This is a genomic window from Brevibacterium sp. MGP-B1, assembly GCF_057766545.1.
Map to the genome: position 1 here is coordinate 1,291,456 of NZ_CM173407.1, position 24,192 is coordinate 1,315,647.

The window sequence follows — 24,192 nt, forward strand, 5'->3', positions numbered from 1 at the left end:
TAAATTGGCAAGATTCAGACAACAGCTCTGCCTTCCCGGGCGTGTCGCCATTCGGCTTCGAACATCCATGGGATACAGAGGCCGAGGTCAAAGCCGTAACCGCCGCCGACAGTGCCGGGATCGGCCGCTTTCGTAATCTGCCTGACCTTGGCAACGCGAACCGCCGTGTTGAACATCATCCGTCCCCTCACCCGGCTTTCCAGAGGAAGCAGCTGGGAGCCGTCGGGCAAGTAGAAGGCAAAGGCGGCGGGACCGCGCATCGCTCCAGCGAAGTCCGCTCCGGTGCGTTCGATGCGCAGCTGGTATTTGTGCACCACGGTGTGATGTCTGCGACAGAGCAGGATGAGATTGTCAATATCGGTCCTCCCGCCCTGCGACCAGGGGCGGATATGGTGGGCATCGCATCGCCTGCGGGCGCGACAGCCGGGGAATTGGCAGCAGACATCACGCACACTCAGCGCCATTCGCTGTCGTCTGCTCACCAGACGCTTCGAGCGCCCGAGCATGAGGACGTCGCCTCCGGCGTCCTTGATCGCCCCGCTGATCAGCGCCTCGCAGCTCAGGCGCTCCGCCGTCGCCGCAGTGATTCCGCCGAACCCTTCGATCCGGCAGGTCGTATCCGCGCATCCGCTCGGCGTCCCCGCGGGGACGTTTCCCTCGACTCCTGCCGGGCCGTCCGGTTCGCCTTCCGTCCCCGCGGGGACGCAGACGGCGGCCGCCGGCTTTGCGGGGATGCTGAGCAGAGGGGGCTTGAACGCGGGCGCGGCTTCCATCGTGGCGCCGCTGCGGGTGATCACCTCTGCGGAGGCATGAACGAGCAGTCGGGCACGATCGGCGTCGATCGAACCCGTGGGCTCGGCACGAGGGAAGGCGTGGATGATCTCCATCAGGCACATGACCTGGGAGACCGGCTCATAAGGAGCCTCGTCCGCTTTGCCGCCCTCGCCCGCAGCCCCCTCCTCATCGGAACCGCCGTCATGGACGGGACGTTCGAGAACCTGGCGGGCGGCGTCGAGCATCGCGGCGATCTCTGCGGCGTCGTCTTCCTCGAGTTCGATCGTGATCCGGGTCCGACCGGGTGCCACCTGACGCATGCTCACACTGTCCTGAGCCAGGTACAGCGGGAACGGGCCGTTGTCGATCTTGTCGGCCAGCTGCTGGTAGTTCTGCGAGATCCGGCTGATCTGGCTGCCGGTGGCGAGGGTGGCCAGACGCAGCGCCTCATCGTCGCCGATCCGCTCCCCCAGTCGGGTCACTTCCCTCACCTTTGAGAAGCTGACATCACCGCCCGCCAGACTCTTCTTCACCTTCGGCATGTCCCGCAGAGCCTTCATCACGCGCACATACTCCCGAGCCGTGTGCATGCTCACCGACGCCACATGCATCACCCACTCGGTCAGGGTTTTCACACCGACCCATTCGGCCCACAATCCCCGCCTCTCGACCTCGTCGATGAGGGTGATGACGCGGGCATGGCAGAAAGAGATGCATGAGATGTTGCGTCGGATATCCGTCACGATCTGCCCACAGGTGAGGGTGCTGGGGTCCACATCGGCGTCGGCCCCTCCATAGTCCTTCGGATCGACGCTCAACCCCTCGAGCTCCGCGGTCTCGGCTGCGCGCGGTCGGGTCGATTCCTGTGCAGCCGAACTCGCTCCTGCCTCATCCCACCGAGACGTGTTCTGCTGTCCCTTGCCCCACGGTCCCGAGCCTGCCCATGCCTGAGCGGACGGAATTCCGCTCTGGCTTGCCGAGGCCACGGCCGCTTCCCTCACACGTCTTTCCCATTCCATGTCCTCGCCCCACGGATCGACCTGATCTTCGTTGTGCATGGCTTCGCTCCTCGTGCCGTTCGGCCTCGCAGCCCCCATGACCACCGACCGTGCTCCCACTCTAGAACTCGGCACTGACACGAGAATTTCCTCTAAGGCAAGCTGAACCGATTATTCATTTGTCATCTTCGATTCTTTTTCGTTTCTGCTGGTGATGGCTGCACACCTGCCGAAGCCACCCAACTTGTTCCCGCCGACGCGCTCGCGTCAGTGCGTCCGGGTAGGGTGGCGTCATGACCGACGGCACAAATGGCACTTCGTCCCGCGAAGCGGCCACGCGTGATTCCTATGATGCGATCGCCCGGACCTACACGGAATGGGTCGCCGATGAGCTCACCGCCAAACCGCATGACCGGGCCGTCCTCGGGGCTTTCTCCGAGCTCGTCCTCGGCACCGGCTCGACGGAGGTCCTCGACCTGGGCTGCGGGCCCGGTCGCATCACCACGTTTCTCGCCGCCCTCGGACTCGAACCGCGCGGACTCGACCTCTCCCCTGCCATGATCGAACTCGCTCAGGGCCTCTATCCGACGCATCAGTTCGACGTCGGGTCGATGACCGCCCTGCCCTATGCCGATGCGTCCTTCTCCGGTCTCGTCGCCTGGTACTCGACGATCCACGTCCCGGACGATGAGCTTGTCCTCACCTTCGCCGAGGCGGCCCGTGTCCTTCGTCCGGGCGGCTGGTTCCAGTTGGCGTTCCAGCTCGGGGACCGTGTCGATCATTTCTCCGATCTCGCCGGCTTCGACGTCGATCTCGACTTTCACCGCCGCTCGATCGCTGACGTGCTCACCGCTCTCGAACCGCACGGCTTCATTCCTGCCACCCGCCTCGAACGCGAACCCGACCGGACCGGTCGCTTTCCGGAGGCGACCAGGCAGGGGTACCTCCTCGTTCGTAAGGCCGACCTCTGAGGTGAGAAGATGAGGGAGATATGAACATCGACATCGTCTTCCACACTCCCGAGATCCCCGGCAACACCGGAAACGCCATCCGGCTCGCCGCGGTCACCGGAGCCCATCTGCATCTCGTCGAGCCCCTCGGCTTCGACCTCTCCGACGCGAAGCTGCGCCGCGCCGGTCTCGACTATCACGACCTCGCCCATGTCACCGTCCATCCATCGATCGACGAACTCTGGGGCCGCCTCGGTGAACGTCGGGTGATCGCGTTCAGCACGCATACGGACAGTTCCTTCGCCGAGGTGGACTACCAGGACGGTGATGTCCTCCTCTTCGGGCGCGAGTCGACGGGACTGCCCGACGAGGTCGTCAACGACGAGCATGTGGATATGACGGTGCGGATTCCGATGCTGCCGGCACGCCGTTCGCTCAACTTGGCGAATTCGGCATCCATCGCCATCTACGAAGCCTGGCGTCAGCACGGCTATGCAGGGGCCTGAACCCGCGTAGACTTCTTCGCGAACGCTTTACCTGAAAGGACCACTATGACCGCAAAGGTGCTCACTGTCGCCGGATCCGATGTCTCCGGAGGAGCCGGACTCGAAGCCGATCTGAAGATGTTCGACGAATACGGGGCCTTCGGCACTGCCGTCGTCACCTGCATCGTCACTTTCGATCCCGATGACGGATTCGCCCATGTCCTCGAGTTCATCGAGCCCGAGGTCGTCACCCGTCAGCTCGAATCGACGCTGGCGGTGCACGAGTTCACCGCCATCAAGTCCGGAATGCTCGGCTCCGTCGATTCGGCACTGGTCCTCGCCGAAGAGCTGAAGACCAATGATCTGCCGTACGTCTTCGATCCTGTGCTCGTGTGCAAGGGCGCAGGCACCATGGTCGATCTCAAGGATCTCTTCGTCGAGAACCTCGTGCCTCTGGCCACCGTCGTCACCCCGAACCTCGAAGAGGCCGCGACCCTGGCCGGGGTCGACCCCATCGACTCCGTCGAGGGCATGATCGAGGCCGCGCAGATCATCCACGGGCAGGGCGCGAAGAACGTCGTCGTCAAGGGCGGAGCCCGTCTCGCCGGGGACGATGCCATCGACATCCTCTTCGACGGAGAGACCGTGACGACTCTGCGCTCGCGTAAGGTCAACAACAAGCTCGTCAACGGCGCAGGATGCTCCTTCGCCTCCTCGATCGCGGCAGGAATCGCCACCGGTCTCGACATCAAGGACGCTGTCGTCTCTGCCAAGGAGAAGGTCGCTCACGGAATCGCGAACTGCCTCGACAATGCCACCGGCGTCGCCTCGCTCTACCATCCGGCGGCACGGGTGAGTCCCTCCTCCGAGGTCTCAGTCACCGTCGACTGATCACTGTTGCCATGGTTGCGTCCCCGCGGGGACGCAACCCGGCACGGTTCCACGGGGCCGTCGTAACGGACAGAACTGTCGTCACGGACACTGCGGCCCGCAGACAGCAGATTGCCCCGCACACCTGATCGGTGTGCGGGGCAATCTGAATAAAGCTGTTGGGAACGCCCGAGATCAGCGCTTGCCGAAGCCCTTGTAGCGGTCCTTGAACTTCTCCACGCGGCCGGCGGAGTCGAGGATGCGCTGCTTGCCCGTGTAGAACGGGTGCGAAGCGGACGAGATCTCGACGTCGATCACGGGGTAGGTGTTGCCGTCTTCCCACTCGATGGTCTTATCGCTCTTAGCGGTGGAGCGGGTGAGGAACTTGGTGCCGGAAGCCAGATCGTTGAACACGATCGGCGCGTATTCCGGGTGGATGTCCTTCTTCATTTTCTTACCTCTGCTGAATTCTTTCAGGCGCCTGATATGAGTTGAACTCATCTGCCAGTGCCCGAATTCGTCTGCTGGACACGCTCCGAACCGTAGGAACCGGACACGGAGCGACAGTCAATTCTAACCGATGGGCCCGGACAAAGCGATTCGACACGGATCTCCTAAACTGTGGCCATGAGCACAAAGGAACGCATCTCCACCCAGTTCACCCTGCAGCCGGCCGCGGAAGCGCCCGAACTCCTCGCCGAGGCCACCGCGAAGGCCCTGCCGACGGTCTCCGGCGATGTCGATGTCTTCGCCATCGACCCGCAGATCGCGGACACAGCAGCTCTCCTCGGTGCCGCGGATCTCCCGCCGGCCACCTCGGCGAACTGCGTCCTCGTCGCGGGTTCGAGGGGCGGTGAGGAGCGCATCGCCGCATGCATGGTGCTTGCGAACACCCGCGCCGATGTCAACAAGCGGGTCAAGAAGCTCCTCGATGTCCGCAAGGCCTCGTTCCTGCCGCTCGAGCGCGCCGTGAGCGAATCCGGGATGGAGTACGGAGGTATCGGACCGATCGGCCTGCCGGAGAATTATCGGGTGCTCATCGACTCCCGTGTCGCCGAGTCCGACGAACTCATCATCGGTTCCGGTATCCGCGGCTCCAAGCTGCTCCTCTCCGGTTCCACTCTCGCGTCCCTGCCCGGCGCCGAGGTGATCGAGGACTTGGCCAACGACATCGACTGACACTCGTCAGCTCAGTCCTGCACGGTCGATGACGAAGTCGATGAGCGGGGCGTAGAGGTTCGGCACGACGTCGTCATCGAGTGGGATGGTCGCTTCGATCTGCCCCTGCGCCTCAGCGACGAAGAGCGCCGGATCGTTGCAGTCGGCGTATCCGATGGTCCGCAGTCCCCTGCTCGAGGCGGCACCGGCCCACCCGTGGTCGGCGACGACGAGGTCGGGGGCGGATCCGCCGCGGGCGGCGATATCATCGAGCAGCGTATGCATCGGCTCGGCCAGGTGCGTGTGCGGACTGCCGCCGTGCAGGTGCCAGGTCCACACGTTGTTGATCTGTCGGACGTCCCCGCCGATCTCCGGGACCGGGATGAAGTGGTCTCGGATGTCGATGACGGCGCCGGCGTTTTTCGCCGCGGTGGCAATTGCCATATGCACGGGCAGCAGTCCTGCCGGATGTCCGGTGGCGAAGAGGATCCGGCCGCCAGCGCGGGCGACCTGGCCGACAGCCTCGGCGAGTTTCTCCAGAGCGTCGATGCAGGCGTCTGTGGAGATCGTGTCCACGCCTTCGACGAACTCGGGATCGGGCCGCAGGCCGCAGCGCTCGACCATGAGCGCGAACACCGAGTCGAAGTCCCAGGCACGGGTGAGTTCGACGCCGAAGTCGAATTGGCGTTCCTGGTCGAGGAAACGGTGGATGTGGGAGAGGTTGTTCTCCCTGGGGGTGGCGACTTCGCCGGTGATCCGTCCGGCTTCAAGAGCAAGGGCTAGGGTGCTGCGGTCCACTGGGGTCCTCTCCGTCATGACTGCGGCAATGATCACTGTCTTTCCGAGACGATCATACGGATGATGAGCGCGATCATCAGTTCCTTCTCGGAAGGTTCACTCATCGCGACCAGCAGCGTCATCGCTGCCAGCGCATTGTTGTCGACTCGCCTGTTGCCGTCGGGGTCGATCAGCGCGCCGTTGCGGTCAAGGAAGGTGACGAACAGCGCCGCGGCGCTGCGCTTGTTGCCGTCGGAGAGGGGGTGGTCTTTGACGACGAAGTAGAGCAAGTGGGCCGCCTTCTCTTCGACGGTCGGATAGAGTTCGTGGTCTCCGAACCCCTGATAGATCGCCCCGATGACAGCCCCTAGAGCATCGCCTCGTTCCCTCCCCAGCAATTTATCGTCGGGAAATGCCAATGACAGTCCGCCGATGATTCTGCGTGCTTCTTCCAGGGTCAATTCCCACCCAGGCACGGAGCTCGATTTCGACGACAAGTTTCCTTCGTCATAATCTCTGAGCATGGTGAGACTTGGCAGGTACGTTGACAGTACGTCGGCAACCCCCGCAACCAATTCGTCCTGCGACCTCGTCAGCACGCTGACAATCTTTCCCAATTCTGACAACCGCCGTTGGTTGACGGCGGCTCCTTCGATCGCATAGCGATGAAGGACATCGTTTGCCCAACGGCGAAATCGCACTCCTTCCGACGACTTCACTCGAAATCCCACCGACAGGACCATGTCGAGGCTGTAGTGCTCAACCATACGTGTGACGGTTCGGGCGCCTTCTTTTTGAACTGTCGCAAATTTTGCGACAGTTGGCTCACCGTCGAGTTCCTCCCGCAGAGCGTTGTTGATATGTTTGCCGATCGTCTTCACATCACGTCCAAACAGATGCGAAAGCTGATGCCGTGTCAGCCAAACGGTATCGGAATCAGTGCGCACCTCGAGCGCGGTGTCACCGTCAGCGGTCGTATACAGCTCAATCGAATTGCTCATAATCAAACGTCAAAGTGCGCCACTGACGTAGACTCACTCGTCCTGCAGGGCGAAGCAGGTGACCGCCGAGGCGGCCGCGACGTTGAGTGAGTCCACTCCCCCGCTCATGGGGATCATCACGGTCGAGTCACAGGCCGCGATCGTCGATCGCCTGAGTCCTTCGCCTTCAGTGCCGAAGACGACCGCGGTGCGCTCCGGTGCCGAGGTGGCGAAGTCGCGCAGCCCCACAGAATCATCGTCGAGTGCCAGGGCGGCCACGTGGAAGCCAGCGTCGTGCAGGGCAGAGATTCCGGCAGGCCACGGGTCGATGCGCGTCCACGGCACCTGGAACACCGTGCCCATCGACACGCGGATCGACCGGCGATAGAGCGGATCGGCGCAGCGCGGGGTCACGAGCACGGCATCGACGCCGAACGCGGCGGCGGAGCGGAAGATCGCGCCGACGTTCGTATGATCGACGATGTCTTCGATGACGACGAGTCGCCTGGCATCGGCGATCAAGGAGGAGACCGGAGCCGGAGCGGGGCGGCCCATGGCGGCCAGAGCTCCTCGGTGGAGATGGAATCCGGTCAGGGACTCCACAGCGGCATCCGTGCCGATGAAGATCGGCACATCGCTCTCAGCGATGATGTCGGCCAGGTCGAACAGCCATTTCGGGCTGGTGAGGAACGACCGAGGCGAGAGGCCGGCAGCATGAGCGCGGCGGATGATCTTCGAGGATTCGGCGATGAACAGCCCTTCGGCGGGTTCGCGCACGCTGCGCAGGGCGACATCGGTCAGCTGCGTGTAGTCACGCATGCCCTCGAGAGGCCCGTGCAGGGCATCGCTGGAATCATCGCCCTGGCTCTCCGCAGCCAGGTCCGCTTCGTCGAAGAAGCGCAGACGCTCGACGGCGATCCCGAGCTCAGCGGACCGATCGATGACCTGCTGGCGGGTCATGGGTGCCTTGGCCGGAGTGTTCACAGCGCGCTCCCGTTCACAGCGGAATTCCGTTCACAGCGTGAGGATCCTCCAGATCGCGACGAGTCCGAGGGCCACGATGACGGCGCGCAGCAGCACGGGCGAGAACTTCCGCCCGATACGGGCACCGAAGTACCCGCCGATGAGTGAGCCGATGGCGATGCAGACAACGGCGATCCAGTTGATCCGGTCGTGGCCGACGATGATGTACGTGCTTGCCGAGACCGTATTGACGACGAGGACGAGGACGTTCTTCAGCCCGTTGAGTCGCTGCAGATCATCGGGCAACAGCAGACCGAGCAGGGCGATGAGGATGATGCCCTGGGCGGCGGCGAAGTAGCCGCCGTAGATCGCGGTGAGGAAGACGACGATGAGCACGGCGATGTACCGGCCCGTGGACAGGCGATCCCCCGCCTTGGCGGCCCGATGCTCGACGCCGGCGGCCTCGGCCCGGCGCAGGGACCGGTTCTTCAGATAGCGGGAGAGGTACGGCTGCCCGACCACCATGATCAAGGCCACGACGAGGAGGACCGGCACGATCGTCTCGAAAGCATCCTCGGGCAGGTGCAGCAGCAGATACGCCCCGGTCAGCGACCCGAGCAGAGAGGCGGGAACGTATCCGAGAATCCGCTTCCACTGCCCTCGCAGCTCTTCACGGTATCCGAACGAGGAGGCGATATTGCCGGGGATGAGACCGACAGCGTTGCTCATCGTCGACACCACCGGCGGCACTCCGAAGGCGACGAGCGCCGGGAAGGTGATGAGCGTTCCGGAACCGACGACGGCGTTGATGCCTCCTGCCGCGATCCCGGCGACGATGACAAGGCCGATCTGCCACGGTTCGAGGCTCAGGTTCGCCAGGAACTCCATGCTCAGAGGGCGGAACGTGCGTGGTAGCGCTGACCGTCCCGGGTGAGCTTGACGTCGATGCCGAAGGTCGCCGCAAGGTTCTCCGCCGTCAGGGTCTCCTCGATCGGGCCGGCGGCCAGATCGGTGCCCTCGGACAGCAGCAGCACATGCGTGATGCCCTCCGGGATCTCCTCGACATGATGGGTGACCATGATCGTGGCCGGCGCCCACTTCGATGACAGGATCTCCGAAAGTGCGCCGAGCAGCTCCTCACGCCCGCCGAAGTCGAGTCCGGAGGCCGGCTCGTCGAGCAGCAGCAGCTCGGGGTCGGTCATGAGCGCACGCGCGATCTGCACACGCTTGCGCTCACCCTCGGACAGCGTGCCGAAGGTGCGTTCGGCCAGATGCGTAATGTGGAACGCAGCCAGCAGATCGCGGGCACGTTCGATATCATCCTGTTCGTACTCCTCCACCCAGCGTCCGGTGACGCCGTAGGCGGCGGTGAGCACGGTGTCGAGGACCGCTTCGGAACTCGGAATGCGGTTGGCCAGAATCGTCGAGGCATACCCGATGCGCGGGCGCAGTTCGAACACATCGACGCGGCCGAGCTGCTCCTCGAGGATGTTGACCGTACCCGTCGTCGGATGCATGCGACCGGCCGCGACTTCGAGCAGGGTCGTCTTGCCCGCACCATTGGGTCCGAGCACTGCCCAATGCTCGCCTTCGGCGACGGTCAGCGAGAAATCGTCGAGGAGGAAATTCGTCCCCCGGCGCACGGACACAGAATCCAGATTCAGGACTTCACTCATATCTTCAGACTCTATCGCAGACGAGCCGTCTATCCTGGTTCGACATGGACCTCACGACCGACTCACTGCTGCTGACCCTGGCGCTCAACCACCGTCTGCGCTCGACCCTGCCCCCTGACGAGGTGACCTCTGCGTTCCTCGACGATGATCGTGATGTTCCTCTCATCGTCTCCGATGAGGTCTTCGACTCGTCCGTGCCCACCGGTCTGCTGCTCTTCATCGCCGAGGCGGCCGCCTCGGGAATCACCCATGCGCGCTTGGCGCTGCACCACCCGTCTCTGCCGCATACGACTCCCCCGGTCGATCGCACCGCCCGGACGAAGGTCGGACGCCACACCGCTCCCGTCGTCCTCCATCGCGGCGACGAGCAGGCGGCGATCGCCCTCATCGGCGCCGAGGCGAACGTGGAGGTCATCGCCTGTGCGCCCACCGTCTTCCGCCCCGTCACGGTCGGGTCCGCCCCCGAGGCGCTGCGGCGTCTGCGCCTGCTGGTGATGGAGGGCCTGCGTCTCATCGAGACCATCGACGTTCCCGAGGACTGGCGGCAGGGGCCGTGGCGCGACTGGCAGGAGGAGCTGTCGACGATGCATCCGATCTCGCGGCTCATCCCCACCGAGGCGGATTCCCGTGCGATCTACGCCGCCCTCGACATCCACCACCGGATGCGCACCGTGCTCGCCCCTGCGACGGTCGCCCCACCCGAGTTCGGTGCGCTGCTGTCTCAGCTGCACCCCGCCGCCGCGGACTACATCATGGCGGTGGCTACGATGAAGGGGTGAATGAGACGCCTCAGGCCACCGCCTCCCAGATCCCCGTCCAACTGCTCGTCATGGACGTCGACTCGACGTTCATCAACGAAGAGGTCATCGACCTCATCGCCGTCCATGCCGACGTCGGAGACAAGGTCGCCGACATCACCGAACGCGCCATGGCCGGTGAGCTCGACTTCGCCGAATCCCTCGCCGAAAGGGTCGCCCTGCTGAGCGGACTGTCGGAGACCGTGCTCGATGAGGTGCGAGAGCAGATCACCCTCACCGAGGGAGCCGCCGACCTGGTCGCGGCAGTGCACTCCTCCGGCGGCCAGGTGGCTCTGGTGTCGGGCGGCTTCACCGCCATCATCGCTCCCGTCGCCGCACAGCTGGGCATCACCGACGTCTTCGCCAACGGACTCGACATCCATGACGGGCTGCTGACCGGGCGGACGAACGGCCGTGTCATCGACCCGAGCGCGAAGGCCGAGATCTTCGAGGATCTGCTCGCAGCCGGCGGATACGATCGTGCCGCCTCGGTGGCGATCGGTGACGGCGCCAATGACATCGGCATGGTCGAAGCCGCCGGTCTCGGAGTCGCCTTCTGTGCGAAGCCGGCTCTCGTCGCCGCAGCGGACGCGTCCGTGGAGACACGCGACCTGCGAGCCGTGATCGACCTGGTCGCTGCCCGTGCAGACGTGTGAGCGATCCGTCCGAGGGTGTGGCACCGGCGCCGTTGAGCGCTGACTGACCGAAGACGCCTGTGGCGCTGACGATTGTTTCGTCAGCGCCACAGGCGTCTTGTCGACAGATCGCGTCGATCAGGCGGAGCGTTCAGACTCCGTGGAAGACCCGGATCTGTGGGGCCGGGTAGTGGCCCGGCTCCACGTCCCAGCTCTCGAGGTCGAAGACCGCGATCGACGAGGGACGGAACGTATCGGGAACCCCGCCTTCCGGATTGAGGTGGCCGACCACCTCGGCGACGGTCGGCTGGTGGCCCACGATATACGCGCACTGCGCATCCGCGGGGATCGAGTTGATCGCATCCAACCAGTCGTCGACGGACCCGGAATACAGCGAGGGATCCTCGCGCAGGGTCAGGTCACCCGGTTCGTCGAGAGTTCCTCCGTGAGCGCGGTTGACGGCTTCGACGACGGCCTGTCCGGTCTGCACGGTGCGCCTGGCCGCCGAGGCGATGGCCACATCGGGTGACCAGCGCTCGGCGATCTCGGCTCCGGCCTCGACCGCTTGAGCCAGACCCTTCGCATCCAGGGACCGTTCGAAGTCGGTCCGACCGTGCGCTTCCGCCTTGGCGTGGCGGGCGAGGATGAGCACAGGCATGAGTGGTCTCAGGCGCCGGTGGAGTGGAATCCGCCGTCGACGTGGATCATCTCGCCGGTGGTGGCGGGGAACCAGTCGGAGAGCAGGGCGACGATGGCCTTGCCGGCAGGAGTGGTGTCTTTCTGGTCCCAGCCCAGGGGTGCGCGGTCGCCCCACATGTCTTCGAGCGTTCCGAAGCCGGGGATGGAAGTTGCGGCGGTGGTCTTCAGCGGTCCCGCGGAGACGAGGTTGACGCGCACGCCGTCTTCGCCGACGTACTTGGCGAGGTAGCGGGCGGTCGATTCGAAGGCGGCCTTGGCCACACCCATCCAGTCGTAGACCGGCCAGGAGATGGTCGCATCGAAGGTCAGTCCGACGATTCCGGCGCCCTTGTTGAGCACGGGCTTCGCGGCCACGGCGATGGCCTTGAGCGAGTATGCGGAGACGTGGATGGCCGCGGACACGGAGTCCCACGGGGTGTCGAGGAAGACTCCGCCGAGGGCGTCCTTCGGAGCGAAGGCGATGGCGTGGACGATTCCATCGATGTTGCCGCCGAGGCGCTCGGGCAGGGCCGCGAGATCCTCTTCGTTCGTGGCGTCGAGTTCGATGACCTGCGGGGTCTCGGGCAGGCGTTCGGCGATCACCTGAGTGATCTTCATCTGGCGGCCGAAGCTCGAGAGGATGACCTCGGCTCCCTGCTCCTGTGCGATGCGAGCAGCGGCGAAGGCGATCGACGCCTCGGTGAGCACGCCGGTGACGAGAATGCGCTTTCCGTCAAGAATTCCCATGGTGGTCCTTTCGAAAGGAAGGTGGTTGCGTGTGCATGACGCCGCTTCGGGCGGTGTCTCTGTATCGAAGTCTACGGGCTGCGGCCCGGCGGGGCCGCATCGTCTGCGGCCCAGGTATCTGTTGTGACCGACCCAGCGCCGTCCGGGTCAGTGGCCCATGCCCAGTCCGCCGTCGACGGGGATGACGGCACCGGAGATGTAGGCGGCTTCATCGGAGGCCATCCAACGGACGACCTTGGCGACCTCACCGGGTTCGGCGAATCGCTTGGCCGGGATGGTGGCGAGGTACTCTGATCGCTGCTTCTCGCTGAGCTCATCGGTCATATCCGTGCGGATGAAGCCCGGGGCGACGACATTGGCGGTGATTCTGCGGGAGCCGACCTCACGGGTGATGGAGCGGGCGAAGCCGACGAGACCGGCCTTCGAGGCCGAGTAGTTCGCCTGACCGGGCACGCCGTAGAGACCCGACACCGAGGAGATGAGGACGATGCGGCCCTTCTTCGCGCGGATCATCCCGGTGATTCCGCGCTTGACGGTGCGGAAGGCACCGGTGAGGTTCGTGTTGATGACGGACTCGAATTCGTCATCGTTCATCCGCATGAGCAGATTGTCGGCGGTGATTCCGGCATTGGCCACGACGACCTCGACGGGACCGAGCTTCTCCTCGATCTCGGTGAACGCCCGATCGATCGATTCGCTGTCGGTGACATCGGCGGCCACGGCCAGCGCTCCCTCCGGGGCCTGACCGTTGCGGGAGGTGACTGCCACCTTGTCCCCCTGGGCGAGGAATTCCTCGGCGATGGTGCGACCGATTCCGCGGTTGCCGCCGGTGACGAGGACTGTGCGTGGTTCTGACACGTTGGTCTCCTGTTGATCGACTGTGTTCTTCAAATCTATCGTGGACAAACCTATCCTGTCCTTTGGCCGATGGATACGACTCTCACAAAGGACGAGTATCATGTTTGGCAGTCATCGATCGAAGAAGGATATGGTCAGGCACGCTCAGCAGATCACAACGGCAGACACCGCCCTTGATGACGATATGCGGTCTCGGATCATCAAGTATTCGATCACCATGGGCATCAGGACGGTCTGCTTCGTGGCCGCCTATTTCGCTTTCGTCGCAGATATGCACATCCTCATGTGGATCTGCGTGGCAGGGGCGGTCGTCCTCCCCTACCCTGCGGTGATCTTCGCCAATGCGGGCCGCGAACGCACCCGAGATGATCGTTCCGCCCTGCTCGAACAGGCCCCGCTGACAGAGCTGCCGCCGGCGCGCGGTGAGACGATCTCCGGCGACACCCTCGGAGGGGAGACGGTCGACGACGCAGATCCCCGAGGCGGCACAGATCCCCGAGGCGGCGCCCCTGACGCGACCGATCCAGGCGCGGATCACCGGCACGAAACGATCCGGGGCGAGACGGTCCCGGGCGAAACCATTTCCGGTGAGACCATTCCCGGTGAGACCGTGGAAGACGATGACAGGAGGGACCAGGCTTGACCGAGAAGCTGCAGTGTTCCGCGAAACAATGCCGGGCGTTCGCGACCCGCGCCCTGCTGTGGAACAATCCCCGCGTCCACACTCCCGAGCGGAAGAAGACGTGGTTGGCCTGTGATGAGCACCTCGACTATCTGCGTGACTTCCTGACTCTGCGCGACTTCTTCATCACCGACGTCTCCGTCGACGAGATTCCGGAGGACGCAGGTTGAGTCGCTATTCCTTCCTCTTCTCCGCACGCTGGCTCAAATACATCGCCATGGCGATCATCGTCATCATCGCCTGCGTCTTCCTCGCCCTGTGGCAGAAGGACCGCCGCGATCAGCGCGAGCAGGAGATCGCCACGATCACCGCGAACTACTCCGCCGACCCCGTCGACATCGCCTCGGTGCTCTCGACGCCGAATTCGACGCTGGGCACCACCGATGAGTGGACCCAGGTGGAGCTGACCGGAGAGTTCTCCGACGAGGACACCGTCCTCGCACGCAACCGCACGGTCGATGACAAGCCCGGCTTCTATGTGGTGACTCCGTTCGAGATCAGCGGCGGTTCGACGATCGCCGTCGTCCGCGGCTTCACCGCCGAACAGGATTCCGTGCCGCCCTCTCCACGGGGTGAGCAGACCGTGGTCGCCCATCTGCGTCCCGCTCAGGACGGATCCGAGGATGAGAACCCGAAAGGCCTCATCAAAGCCATCGATCCCGCGCGCATTCCCGGAATGGAGGACTCCTATTCGCATGTCTATGTCGAGGCCTCACCAGCAGAGACCGGCGGTGCCCCTGAAGAGGGGCTGACCCCGCTGCCGATGCCCGAGCTCGATCCGGGCAACCACCTGTCCTATATGCTCCAGTGGTTCGCCTTCGGAATCATGATCATCATCGCCGTGGTCATCTCGGCCCGACGTGAGCGCAAGGCAGCCGCCGAGGCGGTCGAGCACGGCGCTGTCGACAACGAAATGGTCGTCATCGACAAGGCTGCCCTCGACGCGGGTGCGAAGATCAGCCAGCCCGGCAGCCGCTATGGCCGCAACCGCTGGGCCTCGCCCACCGTGCGCGGGCAAGCCGAAGCCGATGAGGATGCTCTGTTCGAGGAGCGCTTCAGGCGAGCGTGACGAGGTCGAGATACGTGTCGTTCCACAGATCCTCGTCGCCGTCGGGCAGCAGCAGCACGCGGTCGGGGTCGAGCGCGGACACCGCACCCTCATCGTGGGTGACGAGGACGATCGCACCTTCGTAGCGGCGGATCGCCGAGAGGATCTCCTCGCGGGAGGCCGGATCGAGGTTGTTCGTCGGCTCGTCGAGCAGCAGCACGTTCGCGCTCGAGACCACGAGGGTCGCCAGCGCCAGACGTGTCTTCTCGCCGCCGGAGAGGACCCCGGCCGGTTTGTGCACATCATCACCGCTGAAGAGGAACGAACCGAGCACATTGCGCACCGCGGTGTCATCGAGGTGCGGGGAGTTCCGCGACATGTTCTCCAGCACTGTGCGCTCGAGATCGAGGGTCTCGTGCTCCTGCGCATAGTAGCCGAGCTTGAGCCCATGACCGGGCACGACTTCACCCGAATCGGGTTCGTCGAGTCCGGCGAGCAGACGCAGCAGCGTGGTCTTGCCGGCGCCGTTGTAGCCGAGGATGACCACGCGGGAGCCTTTGTCGATGGCGAGATCGACGCCGGTGAACACCTCGGTCGAGCCGAAGCTGCGGGACAGGCCCTCGGCGGTCAGCGGCACGCGACCGCAGTCGGCCGGGGCCGGGAAGCGGAGGTTCGCGACCTTCTCCGTGGCGCGTTCGTCATCGAGGCCGGCGAGCAGGCGCTCGGCGCGTTTGGCCATCTGCTGGGCAGCGACGGTCTTCGTGGCCTTCGCCATCATCTTGTTGGCTTGAGCGGTCAGTGCCGAGGCCTTCTTCTCCGCGTTCGCCCGCTCACGCCGACGGCGACGTTCGTCGTCCTCGCGCTGTTTGAGGTAGAGGCGGTAGCCCATCGAATAGTTGTCGATGGTCTGCCTGGTCGCGTCGAGGAAGAACACCTTGTTGACGACCTCGTCGATGAGATCGAGGTCGTGGCTGATGACGATGAGTCCGCCCGAGTACCCCTTGAGGTAGTCGCGCAGCCACAGCACGGATTCGGCGTCGAGGTGGTTCGTCGGCTCATCGAGGATCATCGTATCCGGAGCCGAGAACAGGATCCGGGCGAGTTCCACACGGCGGCGCTGACCGCCGGAGAGCGTTCCGATCTCCTGGCTGACCAGGGTTTCGTCGAGGCCGAGGTTCGCGGCGATGGCGAAGGCTTCGGATTCCGCGGCATAACCGCCGGCGGCGATGAATTCGGCTTCGATGCGCGGGTAGCGATCGATGGCCTTCGTCGCCACCTTCTCATCCGGTGAGGCCATCTGACGTTCGGCCTTGCGCAGCCGCTTGACGAGGACGTCGAGGTCGCGCACCGAGAGGATGCGTTCCATTCCGGTGGCGGTGAGGTCGCCGCTGCGCGGGTCCTGCGGCAGGTAGCCGACGGTGCCGGAGATCGACACGGAGCCGGCATGAGCCGGGTGTCCGCCCATGATCACCTTGGTCAGGGTCGTCTTGCCGGCGCCGTTGCGGCCGACGAGACCGACTCGGTCGCCCTTGTCGACGCGGAAGGACACCTCGGACATGAGGGTGCGGGCGCCGACGGCGACTTCGAGGCCGGAGGCCTGAATCATTCTGTCTCCAAACTGCGGCCGATGAGTTCGGCCAGAAATTCCTGCGGGTGGATGCCGCGGGCCTGCGCCCGGGCGACGAGTTCATCTGCGACTGAGGACGGCACACGGCAGGACACGACAGTAGTGTTCGACCCAGCCGCTGCGGTCACGGGCTCGACAGAAACATCGTCCTGAGCAACAGGTTCCGTCGGGTCGACTGCCGGATCAACGTCGGCCGTCGCAGTCGACGTCCCCGCGGGGACGTATCCGGGGCCTTCCGGCACGGGAGTGCCCTTCTGGAAGGCGGTGGCAGCCGCACGTGCGCGATCATCGGCGGCCTCATTGAGTTCGTGGTTGTTGTGTCCTTTGACCCACTCGAACTCGACCGTTCGCCCGCTCAGTGCCTCATCGAGAGACGCTAAGAGGTCCTTGTTGAGGACTTCTTTTCCATCGGCCTTCTTCCACCCTTTGCGTTTCCACCCCGGCATCCATTTGGTCAGGGCGTTGATGACGTACTGCGAATCACAGTATATCTTCAGCTCGTCGTCGCTGTCCGCGGTCGACCGGAGCAGGTCGAGGACGGCCATGAGCTCACCGCGGTTGTTCGTCGCGTTCTTCCACCCGCCGGCATGCCAGGAGGTGTCGTCGATGTACCAGGCCCACCCGGCGGGCCCGGGGTTGCCGAGCGCGGATCCGTCGGCGGCAGCGATGATCGTCAATGGTTCTCCTTGGAAAGTCGGATTCCATTCTTTCACGCCGCTCTCGGGTTCTCGGTCCGCGGGGCGGTGATCTCCGCGACCCTGGCAGCGGATGCGGACGTCGCGCCCGACGACGATCGCCGAGGCGGGGCGACCCTTTCAGGTCGCCCCGCCTCGGCGATGTGATCGCTGCCGTCCCCGGGGGGAGGTGCGTGCGTTCGACTCAGTCGGTGTTGGATCAGATGTTGAACCCGAGCGCCCGCATCTGCTCGCGGCCGTCCTCGGTGATCTTCTCCGGGCCCCATGGCGGCATCCAGACCCAGTTGATCCGGTAGGCCGGCACGATTCCCTCGAGCGACTGTGCGGTCTGATCTTCGATGACATCGGTCAGCGGGCAGGCCGCCGAGGTCAGGGTCATCTCGATCACGGCGGTGCCGTCGTCTTCGACCGAGAGTCCGTACACGAGGCCGAGATCGACGATGTTGACACCGAGCTCGGGATCGACGACGTCCATCATCGCTTCGCGCACTTCGTCGACGCTGGCATTCTGCGGTGCGTCAATGACTTCAGGCATTGTGTTTCTCCTCACGAGCTGCTTGTGCTTGGTTGAGTGCGTCCTTGAACGCCATCCATGCCAGGAGAGCGCATTTGATCCTGGCGGGGAACTTCGACACTCCGGTGAAGGCCGCGGCGTCCCCGAGAATCGACTCATCCGCCTCCATTGTCCCACGGGAATGCATGAGTTCGTGGAACGCGCCTTCGATCTCGAGCATCTGCGCGACGGAGGATTCGGCGGCCAGCTCGGAGAGCACCGAGGCCGATGCCATCGAGATCGAACAGCCGTCGCCGGTCCAGCGCACCGCGATCGTGCCGTCATCACGCAGCTCGGTCTCGAGCTCGATCTCATCGCCGCACGTCGGGTTCACCTGATGCGAATACCCGTGCGGTGACTCTGCGGCATCACGGAGCAGTTCGGTGTTGCCGATGCGTGCCCGCGACTGGTCGAGGATGACCTGCTGGTAGAGCTGCTGCATCTGTGTGCTCATCGGTTCGCTCCCCTCCTCAGGCGACTCCGAAGAAGGGCCGCACTTCCGCCAGAGTAGAAAGGAAGCGGGTGCAGTCTTCGACGTTGTTGTACAGGTACGTGCTCGCCCGCGTCGAGGCGGTGACCCCAAAGCGGCGGTGCAGCGGCTGAGCGCAGTGGTGGCCCACCCGCACGGCGATGCCCTGCGAGTCGAGATACTGTCCGACATCGTGGGCGTGCACGCCGTCGACGTCGAATGCCACGGTTCCGATTCGGTCTTCGGCCTCGCCGAGGATGCGGATTCCGGGGATCTGGCCGATCCCGTCGAGGAGGACTCGGGCGAGTTCCTTCTCATGCTCGAGAACATTGTCCAGCCCCACCTCGGTGAGGTATCCGATCGCTGTCGCGAAAGCCGCCACCTCGGCGACCGGCTGAGTGCCGGCCTCGAACCGCTGCGGAGCGGGCATGAACTCGGTCTCCTCCATGGTCACTGTGGTGATCATGGATCCGCCGGTGAGCACCGGCGGCAGAGCGTCGAGCAGTTCGGACTTGCCCCACAGCGCGCCCAGGCCGGTGGGGCCGAGTGCCTTATGAGCGGAGAACGCGGCGAAGTCGACGTCGAGGTCGACGAAGTCCACGGGCATATGCGGAACGGACTGGCATGCGTCGAGCACGACGTAGGCTCCGACGGCGTGGGCCCGTTCCACGAGGCGGTCGACCGGGTTGATCGTGCCGAGGACGTTGGAGACGTGCGTGAACGCGAGCACCTTCGTCGATTCGTCGACGATCGTGTCGAGATCGGTCAGATCGAGTTCACCGGAGTCGGCGACCGGCAGCCAGCGCAGCTGTGCTCCTGTGGAGGCAGCCAGCTGCTGCCACGGCACGAGATTCGCATGGTGCTCCATCTCGGTGACGACGATCGAGTCACCGGGGGCGAGGGCGAAACGCTCTGCGTCGTCTCCCCCGAAGCCATGGCTGGCCCGATCCATGCCGAGGGCCACGATGTTGAGCGCCTCGGTGGCGTTCTTCGTCCAGCACACCTGCTCCGGTGTCCCGCCGACGAGTCCGGCAGCGGCGATCCGACCGTTCTCGAAGGCGTCGGTGGCCTCGACGGCCAGGGAATGCGCGCCTCGGTGGACGGCGGCGTTGCGCTGCTGGAAGTACTCGACGAAGGTGTCGATGACGCACTGCGGCTTCTGCGATGTCGCTCCCGAGTCGAGATACGACAGCGGCGACTCCCCGACCCTCACATCGAGGATCGGGAAGTCGCCCCTCAGACGTGAGAACATCAGACGCCGGCGGTGAAGAAGCGGTCGTAGCCTTCGTTCTCGAGGCGTTCGGCCAGTTCCGGTCCGCCTTCCTCGGCCACCTTGCCCTTGATGATCACGTGGACGTGGTCGGGCTTGATGTAGTTGAGGATGCGCGTGTAGTGGGTGATGAGCATGATGCCCACGTCGGTGGCGTCCTTGACGCGGTTGACGCCTTCGGACACGATGCGCAGCGCGTCGACGTCGAGGCCGGAGTCGGTCTCGTCGAGGACGGCGAACTTCGGCTTGAGCATCTCGAGCTGCAGGATCTCGTGACGCTTCTTCTCGCCGCCGGAGAAGCCTTCGTTGACGTTGCGCGAGGCGAAGGCGGGATCCACGCGGAGGTTCTCCATGGCCTGCTTGAGGTCCTTGGTCCAGTTGCGCAGCTTCGGAGCTTCACCGTCGATGGCGGTCTTGGCCGAACGGAGGAAGTTCGTCACGGTCACGCCGGGAACCTCGACGGGGTACTGCATCGCCAGGAACAGTCCGGCCTTGGCACGCTCGTCGACGGACATCTCGAGGACGTCCTCTCCGTCGAGGGTGACCGAACCGGAGGTCACTTCGTACTTGGGGTGACCGGCCAGGGCGTAGGCCAGGGTCGACTTGCCGGAGCCGTTGGGGCCCATGATGGCGTGGGTCTCGTTCGTGTTGATGACGAGGTCGATGCCGTTGAGGATGGGCTTGAGACCGGTTTCGGTGTTGACACCGACGTGCAGGTCTTCGATCTTGAGAGTGGACATAATGATCCTTCTTCTTCGGTCTTGAGTCAGTTCAGGGTGGTGTTCGGGTCGACGAGGATGCGGCCTGCGATCTCTTTGCAGTCATAGACCGCGACGGGTTCGAACGCCGGAGGATTCACCGGCTTGCCTGTCGTCAGGTCGAACTGCGAGCCGTGCAGCCAGCATTCGATGGTGCAGTCCTCGACGTCTCCTTCGGCCAGCGACACCTCACCGTGGGTGCATAGGTCGTCGATGGCGTGGATCGTGCCGTCGGAGTCGCGAGCGATGCAGATCTCGTACTCGCCGACCTCGATGCGCATGGTGCCGCCGGGGGCCACCTCGTCGGTGGCCGCCACGTCGATCATGGTCACAGAACACTCCGTGACAGTTCGTCTTCGATGCGTTCGTTGAGCACGTCTTCGATCTCGGGCACCTGGATCTTCTGGATCACTTCGTTGAAGAATCCGCGGACCACGAGCTGACGAGCGACATCCTCGGGGATGCCGCGGCTCATGAGGTAGAACAGGTGCTCCTCATCGAAACGTCCCACCGAGGAGGCATGGCCGGCACCGGCGATGTCGCCGGTCTCGATCTCGAGGTTCGGCACCGAGTCGGCCCGGGCGCCATCGGTGAGGATGAGGTTCCGGTTGAGCTCGTAGGTGTCGATGTCGAGGGCCTCGGGACGGATGAGCACATCGCCGATCCACACGCTGCGCGCGTCCTTGCCCTGCAGAGCGCCCTTGTAGTGGACGTTCGACTGGGCCTTCGGCGTGTTGTGGTCGATATAGGTGCGGTGCTCGAGGTGCTGACCGGCATCGGCGAAGTAGAGTCCGAGCAGTTCGGCCTCTCCCCCGGCTGCCGAGTAGCGTACGTTCGTGTTCAGGCGCACGACGTCACCGCCGAGGGTGATGTGGATGTGCTTGAACTTTGCGTCCTTGCCCACGATCGCATCGTGCTGGCCGAGGTGCTGGGAACCGTCGTCCCACAGCTGCAGCGATACGAAGGTCACGTCCGCGCCATCGCCGATGACGAGGGAGACGAGCTCGGAGTACCGGGCCAGTCCCTCGTGTTCGACGACGATGGTCGCCTTCGAGTTCGCACCGACCGTGATGACGACATGGCCGTGGCCGAGCGCCTCACCGGTGCCGTCGGCGTGGATGATCGCGGCCCGTTCGAGTTCGGTGTCTGCGGGGACCGAGTAGTGCGTCACCGCAGAGGCGCGGTTGGCGGCGACGGCCGCGGCGCGGTCCTCGGGCTCGAGGATGCCCAGTTCCTGGGCTGACTCGAGCGAGATCTCCTCGACGGACAGGCCCGCGGGCAGATCCGACTCGAACTTCAGCTTCGCCTCGGTGGCGGTGTCCTCGAAGAACTCGCTGAACTTGCGGACGGGAGAGAAGCGCCATTCCTCCTCCCGGCCGGTGGGCACGGGGAAGTCGGCGACATCGAAGCTGCGCGTGCGCGCATCGCGCTTCGAATCGGGCACCTGGACCTCGGAACCGTGCGAATGCTCCGAGAGGCCAAGCGGATTGGTGGTATCAGTCACAGATTTACTCCTTTGAGTGCAGTGGGCGCCGGGTCGGGTCTCAGCCGACCGCGCCTTCCATCTGCAGTTCGATGAGGCGGTTGAGTTCGAGGGCGTACTCCATCGGGAGCTCGCGCGCGATGGGCTCGACGAAGCCGCGCACGATCATCGCCATCGCCTCGGTCTCCTCCATGCCGCGGGACATGAGGTAGAAGAGCTGATCCTCACTGACCTTCGACACGGTGGCCTCATGGCCGAGTGTGACGTCGTCTTCGCGGATGTCGATGTAGGGGTATGTGTCCGAACGGGAGACGTTGTCGACGAGCAGGGCGTCGCAGAGGACGTTGTTCGACGAGCCTTCGGCGCCCGGGTGGACGTGGACGAGTCCGCGGTAGCCGGCGCGGCCGCCGCCGCGGGCCACGGACTTCGACACGATCGACGAATGGGTGTGCGGAGCGGCGTGGACCATCTTCGCACCGGTGTCCTGGTGCTGTCCCTCGCCGGCGAAGGCCACGGACAGCGTCTCGCCGCGGGCGTGCTCGCCGGTCAGCCAGATGGCCGGGTACTTCATGGTCACCTTCGAGCCGATGTTGCCGTCGACCCATTCCATGGAGGCGCCCTCTTCGGCGATGGCGCGCTTGGTGACGAGGTTGTACACGTTGTTCGACCAGTTCTGGATCGTCGTGTAGCGGACCTTCGCATCCTTCTTCGCGATGATCTCGACGACGGCCGAGTGCAGGGAGTCGGTCTTGTAGATCGGAGCGGTGCAGCCCTCGACGTAGTGGACCGAGGATCCCTCGTCGGCGATGATGAGCGTGCGCTCGAACTGGCCCATGTTCTCCGTGTTGATGCGGAAGTAGGCCTGCAGCGGGATCTCGACGTGGACGCCCTTGGGAACGTAGACGAAGGAGCCGCCGGACCAGACAGCGGTGTTCAGAGCGGCGAACTTGTTGTCACCGGACGGAATGATCGACCCGAAGTACTCTTCGAAGATCTCCGGGTGCTCGCGCAGGCCGGTGTCGGTGTCCATGAAGATGACACCCTGAGCCTCGAGCTCCTCGTTGATCTGGTGGTAGACGACCTCGGACTCGTACTGAGCGGCGACACCGGCGACGAGTCGCTGCTTCTCGGCCTCGGGGATGCCGAGCTTGTCATAGGTGTTGCGGATGTCCTCGGGCAGGTCCTCCCAGGACGTCGCCTGTCCCTCGGTGGAGCGGACGAAGTACTTGATGTCGGCAAAGTCGATTCCGGTGAGGTCGGCGCCCCAGTTCGGCATCGGCTTCTTGTCGAACAGACGCAGAGCCTTGAGTCGACGCTTGAGCATCCACTCCGGTTCGTCCTTGAGCTTCGAGATATTGCGGACGACTTCCTCGCTGAGGCCGCGGGTCGCGGTCGCGCCGGCGTCGTTCTCGTCGTGCCAACCGTATGCGTACTGCCCGAGGTCTTTGAGCTCGGGATTCGCATCGATGATCCGATTTCCTGTGTCAGTCATCGTGAACCTCCTTGAGGTCGATCATTGCTGTGGATGAGTGGTCTGGTCAGTTCCGAAGTCGGAATGTGGGTGGTGCACACATGGTCGCCCTGCGCCAGCGACGACAGCCGCCGCACATCGACACCGAGGTAGTCGGAGAACATCGCGAGCTCTGCTTCGCAGATCTCCGGGTACTCCGCCGCCACGGCCTGGATCGGGCAGTGTCCCTGGCACAGCTGCATCGCCTCCAACGGGGTTCCGGCCGCGACCGGGGTCGCCGAGGCGGCGTACCCTTCCCGTGTGAGTGCGGCGGCAAGTGCGCGTGAGCGAGACGCCACTGTGGTGCCGCCGCGCTTCTCGAGTTCCGGTCCGAGTCGCTCCCGCAGTCGGTTCACGAGGTCTTCTGTGAATCCCTCCACTGCCGATCTGCCGTGCTTGTCCTCCATGAAGCGCAGGATGTTCACGGCCAACTCGTCGTAGGAATGACTGACCGAATCGTGTCCGGCCGTCGTGACCACATAGTGCCGGGCCGGTCGGCCCCTGCCCGCCTGCTTGCCGGCGAGTTCACGGACCTCGAGAAGGCCCTCACTCTCCAGCGCGTCCAGGTGACGACGGATCGCCGCGGGAGTCAGCTCGAGGGCTTTGGCCAAAGACGAAGCAGTGATCGGACCTTCGTCGAGCACCGACTGGAAGACCTTCTGCCGGGTTCGGCGATCTTCCGTGTCGTTTGCAGCCATAATCCACCTCCTTGACTAACACAACAATATTGTTGCGTAATTTGTTTCGTAAA

Annotated in this window: 29 protein-coding genes; 9 read left to right on the top strand and 20 right to left on the bottom strand. The window is 64.4% G+C overall.

Annotated elements, in window-relative coordinates; all coding sequences use genetic code 11:
• Positions 1-14: 14 nt before the first annotated feature.
• Positions 15-1,832, bottom strand: coding sequence for an HNH endonuclease signature motif containing protein (locus AC3CD9_RS06010; RefSeq protein ID WP_488366782.1), 1,818 nt, complete (start codon positions 1,830-1,832; stop codon positions 15-17).
• Positions 1,833-2,065: 233 nt separating this feature from the next.
• Between AC3CD9_RS06010 and AC3CD9_RS06015 the strand changes: the two genes are divergently transcribed.
• From AC3CD9_RS06015 to AC3CD9_RS06025, 3 genes are read left to right on the top strand one after another with little or no spacing between them, the layout of a single operon-like run.
• Positions 2,066-2,743 carry a class I SAM-dependent methyltransferase gene (locus AC3CD9_RS06015; RefSeq protein WP_488366783.1) on the top strand — a complete coding sequence of 226 codons (678 nt, stop codon included), beginning with the start codon at positions 2,066-2,068 and terminating at the stop codon, positions 2,741-2,743.
• A 20-nt stretch (positions 2,744-2,763) separates the two neighbouring features.
• Positions 2,764-3,228: a tRNA (cytidine(34)-2'-O)-methyltransferase gene (locus AC3CD9_RS06020; protein ID WP_488366785.1), complete on the top strand. Its 465-nt coding sequence runs from the start codon at positions 2,764-2,766 to the stop codon at positions 3,226-3,228.
• Positions 3,229-3,273: 45 nt separating this feature from the next.
• Entirely contained in the window at positions 3,274-4,098 is an 825-nt protein-coding gene (locus AC3CD9_RS06025; RefSeq protein WP_488366786.1) for a PfkB family carbohydrate kinase, read from the top strand.
• A 174-nt stretch (positions 4,099-4,272) separates the two neighbouring features.
• Here AC3CD9_RS06025 and AC3CD9_RS06030 read toward each other — a convergent pair whose 3' ends face one another.
• Positions 4,273-4,527 (bottom strand): type B 50S ribosomal protein L31, encoded by a 255-nt coding sequence (locus AC3CD9_RS06030; protein WP_009375892.1) that lies wholly within the window; start codon positions 4,525-4,527, stop codon positions 4,273-4,275.
• Positions 4,528-4,704: 177 nt separating this feature from the next.
• Here AC3CD9_RS06030 and AC3CD9_RS06035 point away from each other — a divergent pair, with 177 nt between their 5' ends.
• Positions 4,705-5,256 (top strand): YbaK/EbsC family protein, encoded by a 552-nt coding sequence (locus AC3CD9_RS06035; RefSeq protein WP_488366788.1) that lies wholly within the window; start codon positions 4,705-4,707, stop codon positions 5,254-5,256.
• 6 nt (positions 5,257-5,262) lie between these two features.
• Here AC3CD9_RS06035 and AC3CD9_RS06040 read toward each other — a convergent pair whose 3' ends face one another.
• From AC3CD9_RS06040 to AC3CD9_RS06060, 5 genes are read right to left on the bottom strand one after another with little or no spacing between them, the layout of a single operon-like run.
• A complete protein-coding gene (locus tag AC3CD9_RS06040; protein WP_488366789.1) occupies positions 5,263-6,033 on the bottom strand; it encodes a phosphatase in 771 nt (256 codons plus the stop codon).
• Positions 6,034-6,065: 32 nt separating this feature from the next.
• Complete coding sequence (locus tag AC3CD9_RS06045) at positions 6,066-7,013, bottom strand: virulence RhuM family protein/type II toxin-antitoxin system death-on-curing family toxin (protein WP_488366790.1); 948 nt, start codon at positions 7,011-7,013, stop codon at positions 6,066-6,068.
• Between the two features lie 33 nt (positions 7,014-7,046).
• Positions 7,047-7,952 carry a TrmH family RNA methyltransferase gene (locus AC3CD9_RS06050; RefSeq protein ID WP_488366791.1) on the bottom strand — a complete coding sequence of 302 codons (906 nt, stop codon included), beginning with the start codon at positions 7,950-7,952 and terminating at the stop codon, positions 7,047-7,049.
• Between the two features lie 54 nt (positions 7,953-8,006).
• Positions 8,007-8,843, bottom strand: a complete 837-nt coding sequence (locus AC3CD9_RS06055) for a sulfite exporter TauE/SafE family protein (RefSeq protein WP_139467267.1) — start codon at positions 8,841-8,843, stop codon at positions 8,007-8,009.
• Between the two features lie 2 nt (positions 8,844-8,845).
• Complete coding sequence (locus AC3CD9_RS06060; protein ID WP_488366792.1) at positions 8,846-9,631, bottom strand: ABC transporter ATP-binding protein; 786 nt, start codon at positions 9,629-9,631, stop codon at positions 8,846-8,848.
• Positions 9,632-9,675: 44 nt separating this feature from the next.
• Between AC3CD9_RS06060 and AC3CD9_RS06065 the strand changes: the two genes are divergently transcribed.
• Both AC3CD9_RS06065 and serB read left to right on the top strand, forming a co-directional pair.
• Positions 9,676-10,410 (top strand): hypothetical protein, encoded by a 735-nt coding sequence (locus tag AC3CD9_RS06065; protein WP_488366794.1) that lies wholly within the window; start codon positions 9,676-9,678, stop codon positions 10,408-10,410.
• On the top strand, positions 10,407-11,084 hold the full coding sequence (gene serB / locus AC3CD9_RS06070; RefSeq protein ID WP_488366795.1) for a phosphoserine phosphatase SerB: 678 nt from the start codon (positions 10,407-10,409) through the stop codon (positions 11,082-11,084). The genes AC3CD9_RS06065 and serB overlap by 4 nt, the downstream gene beginning before the upstream one ends.
• A gap of 130 nt (positions 11,085-11,214) precedes the next feature.
• Here the strand turns inward: serB and AC3CD9_RS06075 are convergent, their stop codons facing one another.
• From AC3CD9_RS06075 to AC3CD9_RS06085, 3 genes are all read right to left on the bottom strand, one after another.
• The gene (locus tag AC3CD9_RS06075) at positions 11,215-11,721 is read right to left on the bottom strand and encodes a SixA phosphatase family protein (RefSeq protein WP_488366796.1); all 507 of its coding nucleotides are present in this window, start codon (positions 11,719-11,721) and stop codon (positions 11,215-11,217) included.
• Positions 11,722-11,729: 8 nt separating this feature from the next.
• A complete protein-coding gene (fabI, locus tag AC3CD9_RS06080; protein WP_101544266.1) occupies positions 11,730-12,488 on the bottom strand; it encodes an enoyl-ACP reductase FabI in 759 nt (252 codons plus the stop codon).
• 147 nt (positions 12,489-12,635) lie between these two features.
• Entirely contained in the window at positions 12,636-13,346 is a 711-nt protein-coding gene (locus tag AC3CD9_RS06085) for a beta-ketoacyl-ACP reductase (RefSeq protein WP_488366797.1), read from the bottom strand.
• A 100-nt stretch (positions 13,347-13,446) separates the two neighbouring features.
• Here AC3CD9_RS06085 and AC3CD9_RS06090 point away from each other — a divergent pair, with 100 nt between their 5' ends.
• The 3 genes from AC3CD9_RS06090 to AC3CD9_RS06100 are packed head-to-tail and all read left to right on the top strand — an operon-like array spanning position 13,447 to position 15,097.
• Positions 13,447-13,989, top strand: coding sequence for a DUF3099 domain-containing protein (locus AC3CD9_RS06090; RefSeq protein WP_488366798.1), 543 nt, complete (start codon positions 13,447-13,449; stop codon positions 13,987-13,989).
• Complete coding sequence (locus AC3CD9_RS06095) at positions 13,986-14,198, top strand: hypothetical protein (protein ID WP_488366799.1); 213 nt, start codon at positions 13,986-13,988, stop codon at positions 14,196-14,198. The genes AC3CD9_RS06090 and AC3CD9_RS06095 overlap by 4 nt, the downstream gene beginning before the upstream one ends.
• Complete coding sequence (locus tag AC3CD9_RS06100; protein WP_488366800.1) at positions 14,195-15,097, top strand: SURF1 family cytochrome oxidase biogenesis protein; 903 nt, start codon at positions 14,195-14,197, stop codon at positions 15,095-15,097. Before AC3CD9_RS06095 ends, AC3CD9_RS06100 begins: the two co-directional genes overlap by 4 nt.
• On the opposite strand, the gene AC3CD9_RS06105 is transcribed toward AC3CD9_RS06100, so the two are convergent.
• The 10 genes from AC3CD9_RS06105 to AC3CD9_RS06150 form a co-directional block, all read right to left on the bottom strand.
• The gene (locus tag AC3CD9_RS06105) at positions 15,084-16,682 is read right to left on the bottom strand and encodes an ABC-F family ATP-binding cassette domain-containing protein (RefSeq protein WP_488366801.1); all 1,599 of its coding nucleotides are present in this window, start codon (positions 16,680-16,682) and stop codon (positions 15,084-15,086) included. The two genes, AC3CD9_RS06100 and AC3CD9_RS06105, sit on opposite strands and share 14 nt — an antisense overlap.
• Complete coding sequence (locus AC3CD9_RS06110) at positions 16,679-17,380, bottom strand: ribonuclease H family protein (RefSeq protein WP_488366802.1); 702 nt, start codon at positions 17,378-17,380, stop codon at positions 16,679-16,681. Before AC3CD9_RS06110 ends, AC3CD9_RS06105 begins: the two co-directional genes overlap by 4 nt.
• Before the next feature lie 217 nt (positions 17,381-17,597).
• Positions 17,598-17,933: a metal-sulfur cluster assembly factor gene (locus AC3CD9_RS06115; protein WP_025778421.1), complete on the bottom strand. Its 336-nt coding sequence runs from the start codon at positions 17,931-17,933 to the stop codon at positions 17,598-17,600.
• Positions 17,926-18,405 (bottom strand): Fe-S cluster assembly sulfur transfer protein SufU, encoded by a 480-nt coding sequence (sufU, locus tag AC3CD9_RS06120; protein ID WP_488366803.1) that lies wholly within the window; start codon positions 18,403-18,405, stop codon positions 17,926-17,928. Before sufU ends, AC3CD9_RS06115 begins: the two co-directional genes overlap by 8 nt.
• A 16-nt stretch (positions 18,406-18,421) precedes the next feature.
• Complete coding sequence (locus tag AC3CD9_RS06125) at positions 18,422-19,672, bottom strand: SufS family cysteine desulfurase (RefSeq protein WP_488366804.1); 1,251 nt, start codon at positions 19,670-19,672, stop codon at positions 18,422-18,424.
• On the bottom strand, positions 19,672-20,430 hold the full coding sequence (sufC, locus tag AC3CD9_RS06130; RefSeq protein WP_458310213.1) for a Fe-S cluster assembly ATPase SufC: 759 nt from the start codon (positions 20,428-20,430) through the stop codon (positions 19,672-19,674). The genes AC3CD9_RS06125 and sufC overlap by 1 nt, the downstream gene beginning before the upstream one ends.
• 26 nt (positions 20,431-20,456) lie before the next feature.
• Positions 20,457-20,780, bottom strand: a complete 324-nt coding sequence (locus AC3CD9_RS06135) for a non-heme iron oxygenase ferredoxin subunit (RefSeq protein WP_101553526.1) — start codon at positions 20,778-20,780, stop codon at positions 20,457-20,459.
• The gene (gene sufD, locus AC3CD9_RS06140; RefSeq protein ID WP_488366810.1) at positions 20,777-21,952 is read right to left on the bottom strand and encodes a Fe-S cluster assembly protein SufD; all 1,176 of its coding nucleotides are present in this window, start codon (positions 21,950-21,952) and stop codon (positions 20,777-20,779) included. The genes AC3CD9_RS06135 and sufD overlap by 4 nt, the downstream gene beginning before the upstream one ends.
• A 40-nt stretch (positions 21,953-21,992) precedes the next feature.
• Complete coding sequence (gene sufB / locus AC3CD9_RS06145) at positions 21,993-23,423, bottom strand: Fe-S cluster assembly protein SufB (protein ID WP_039207512.1); 1,431 nt, start codon at positions 23,421-23,423, stop codon at positions 21,993-21,995.
• A complete protein-coding gene (locus AC3CD9_RS06150) occupies positions 23,420-24,139 on the bottom strand; it encodes a helix-turn-helix transcriptional regulator (protein ID WP_101544285.1) in 720 nt (239 codons plus the stop codon). The genes sufB and AC3CD9_RS06150 overlap by 4 nt, the downstream gene beginning before the upstream one ends.
• Between the last annotated feature and the right edge of the window lie 53 nt (positions 24,140-24,192).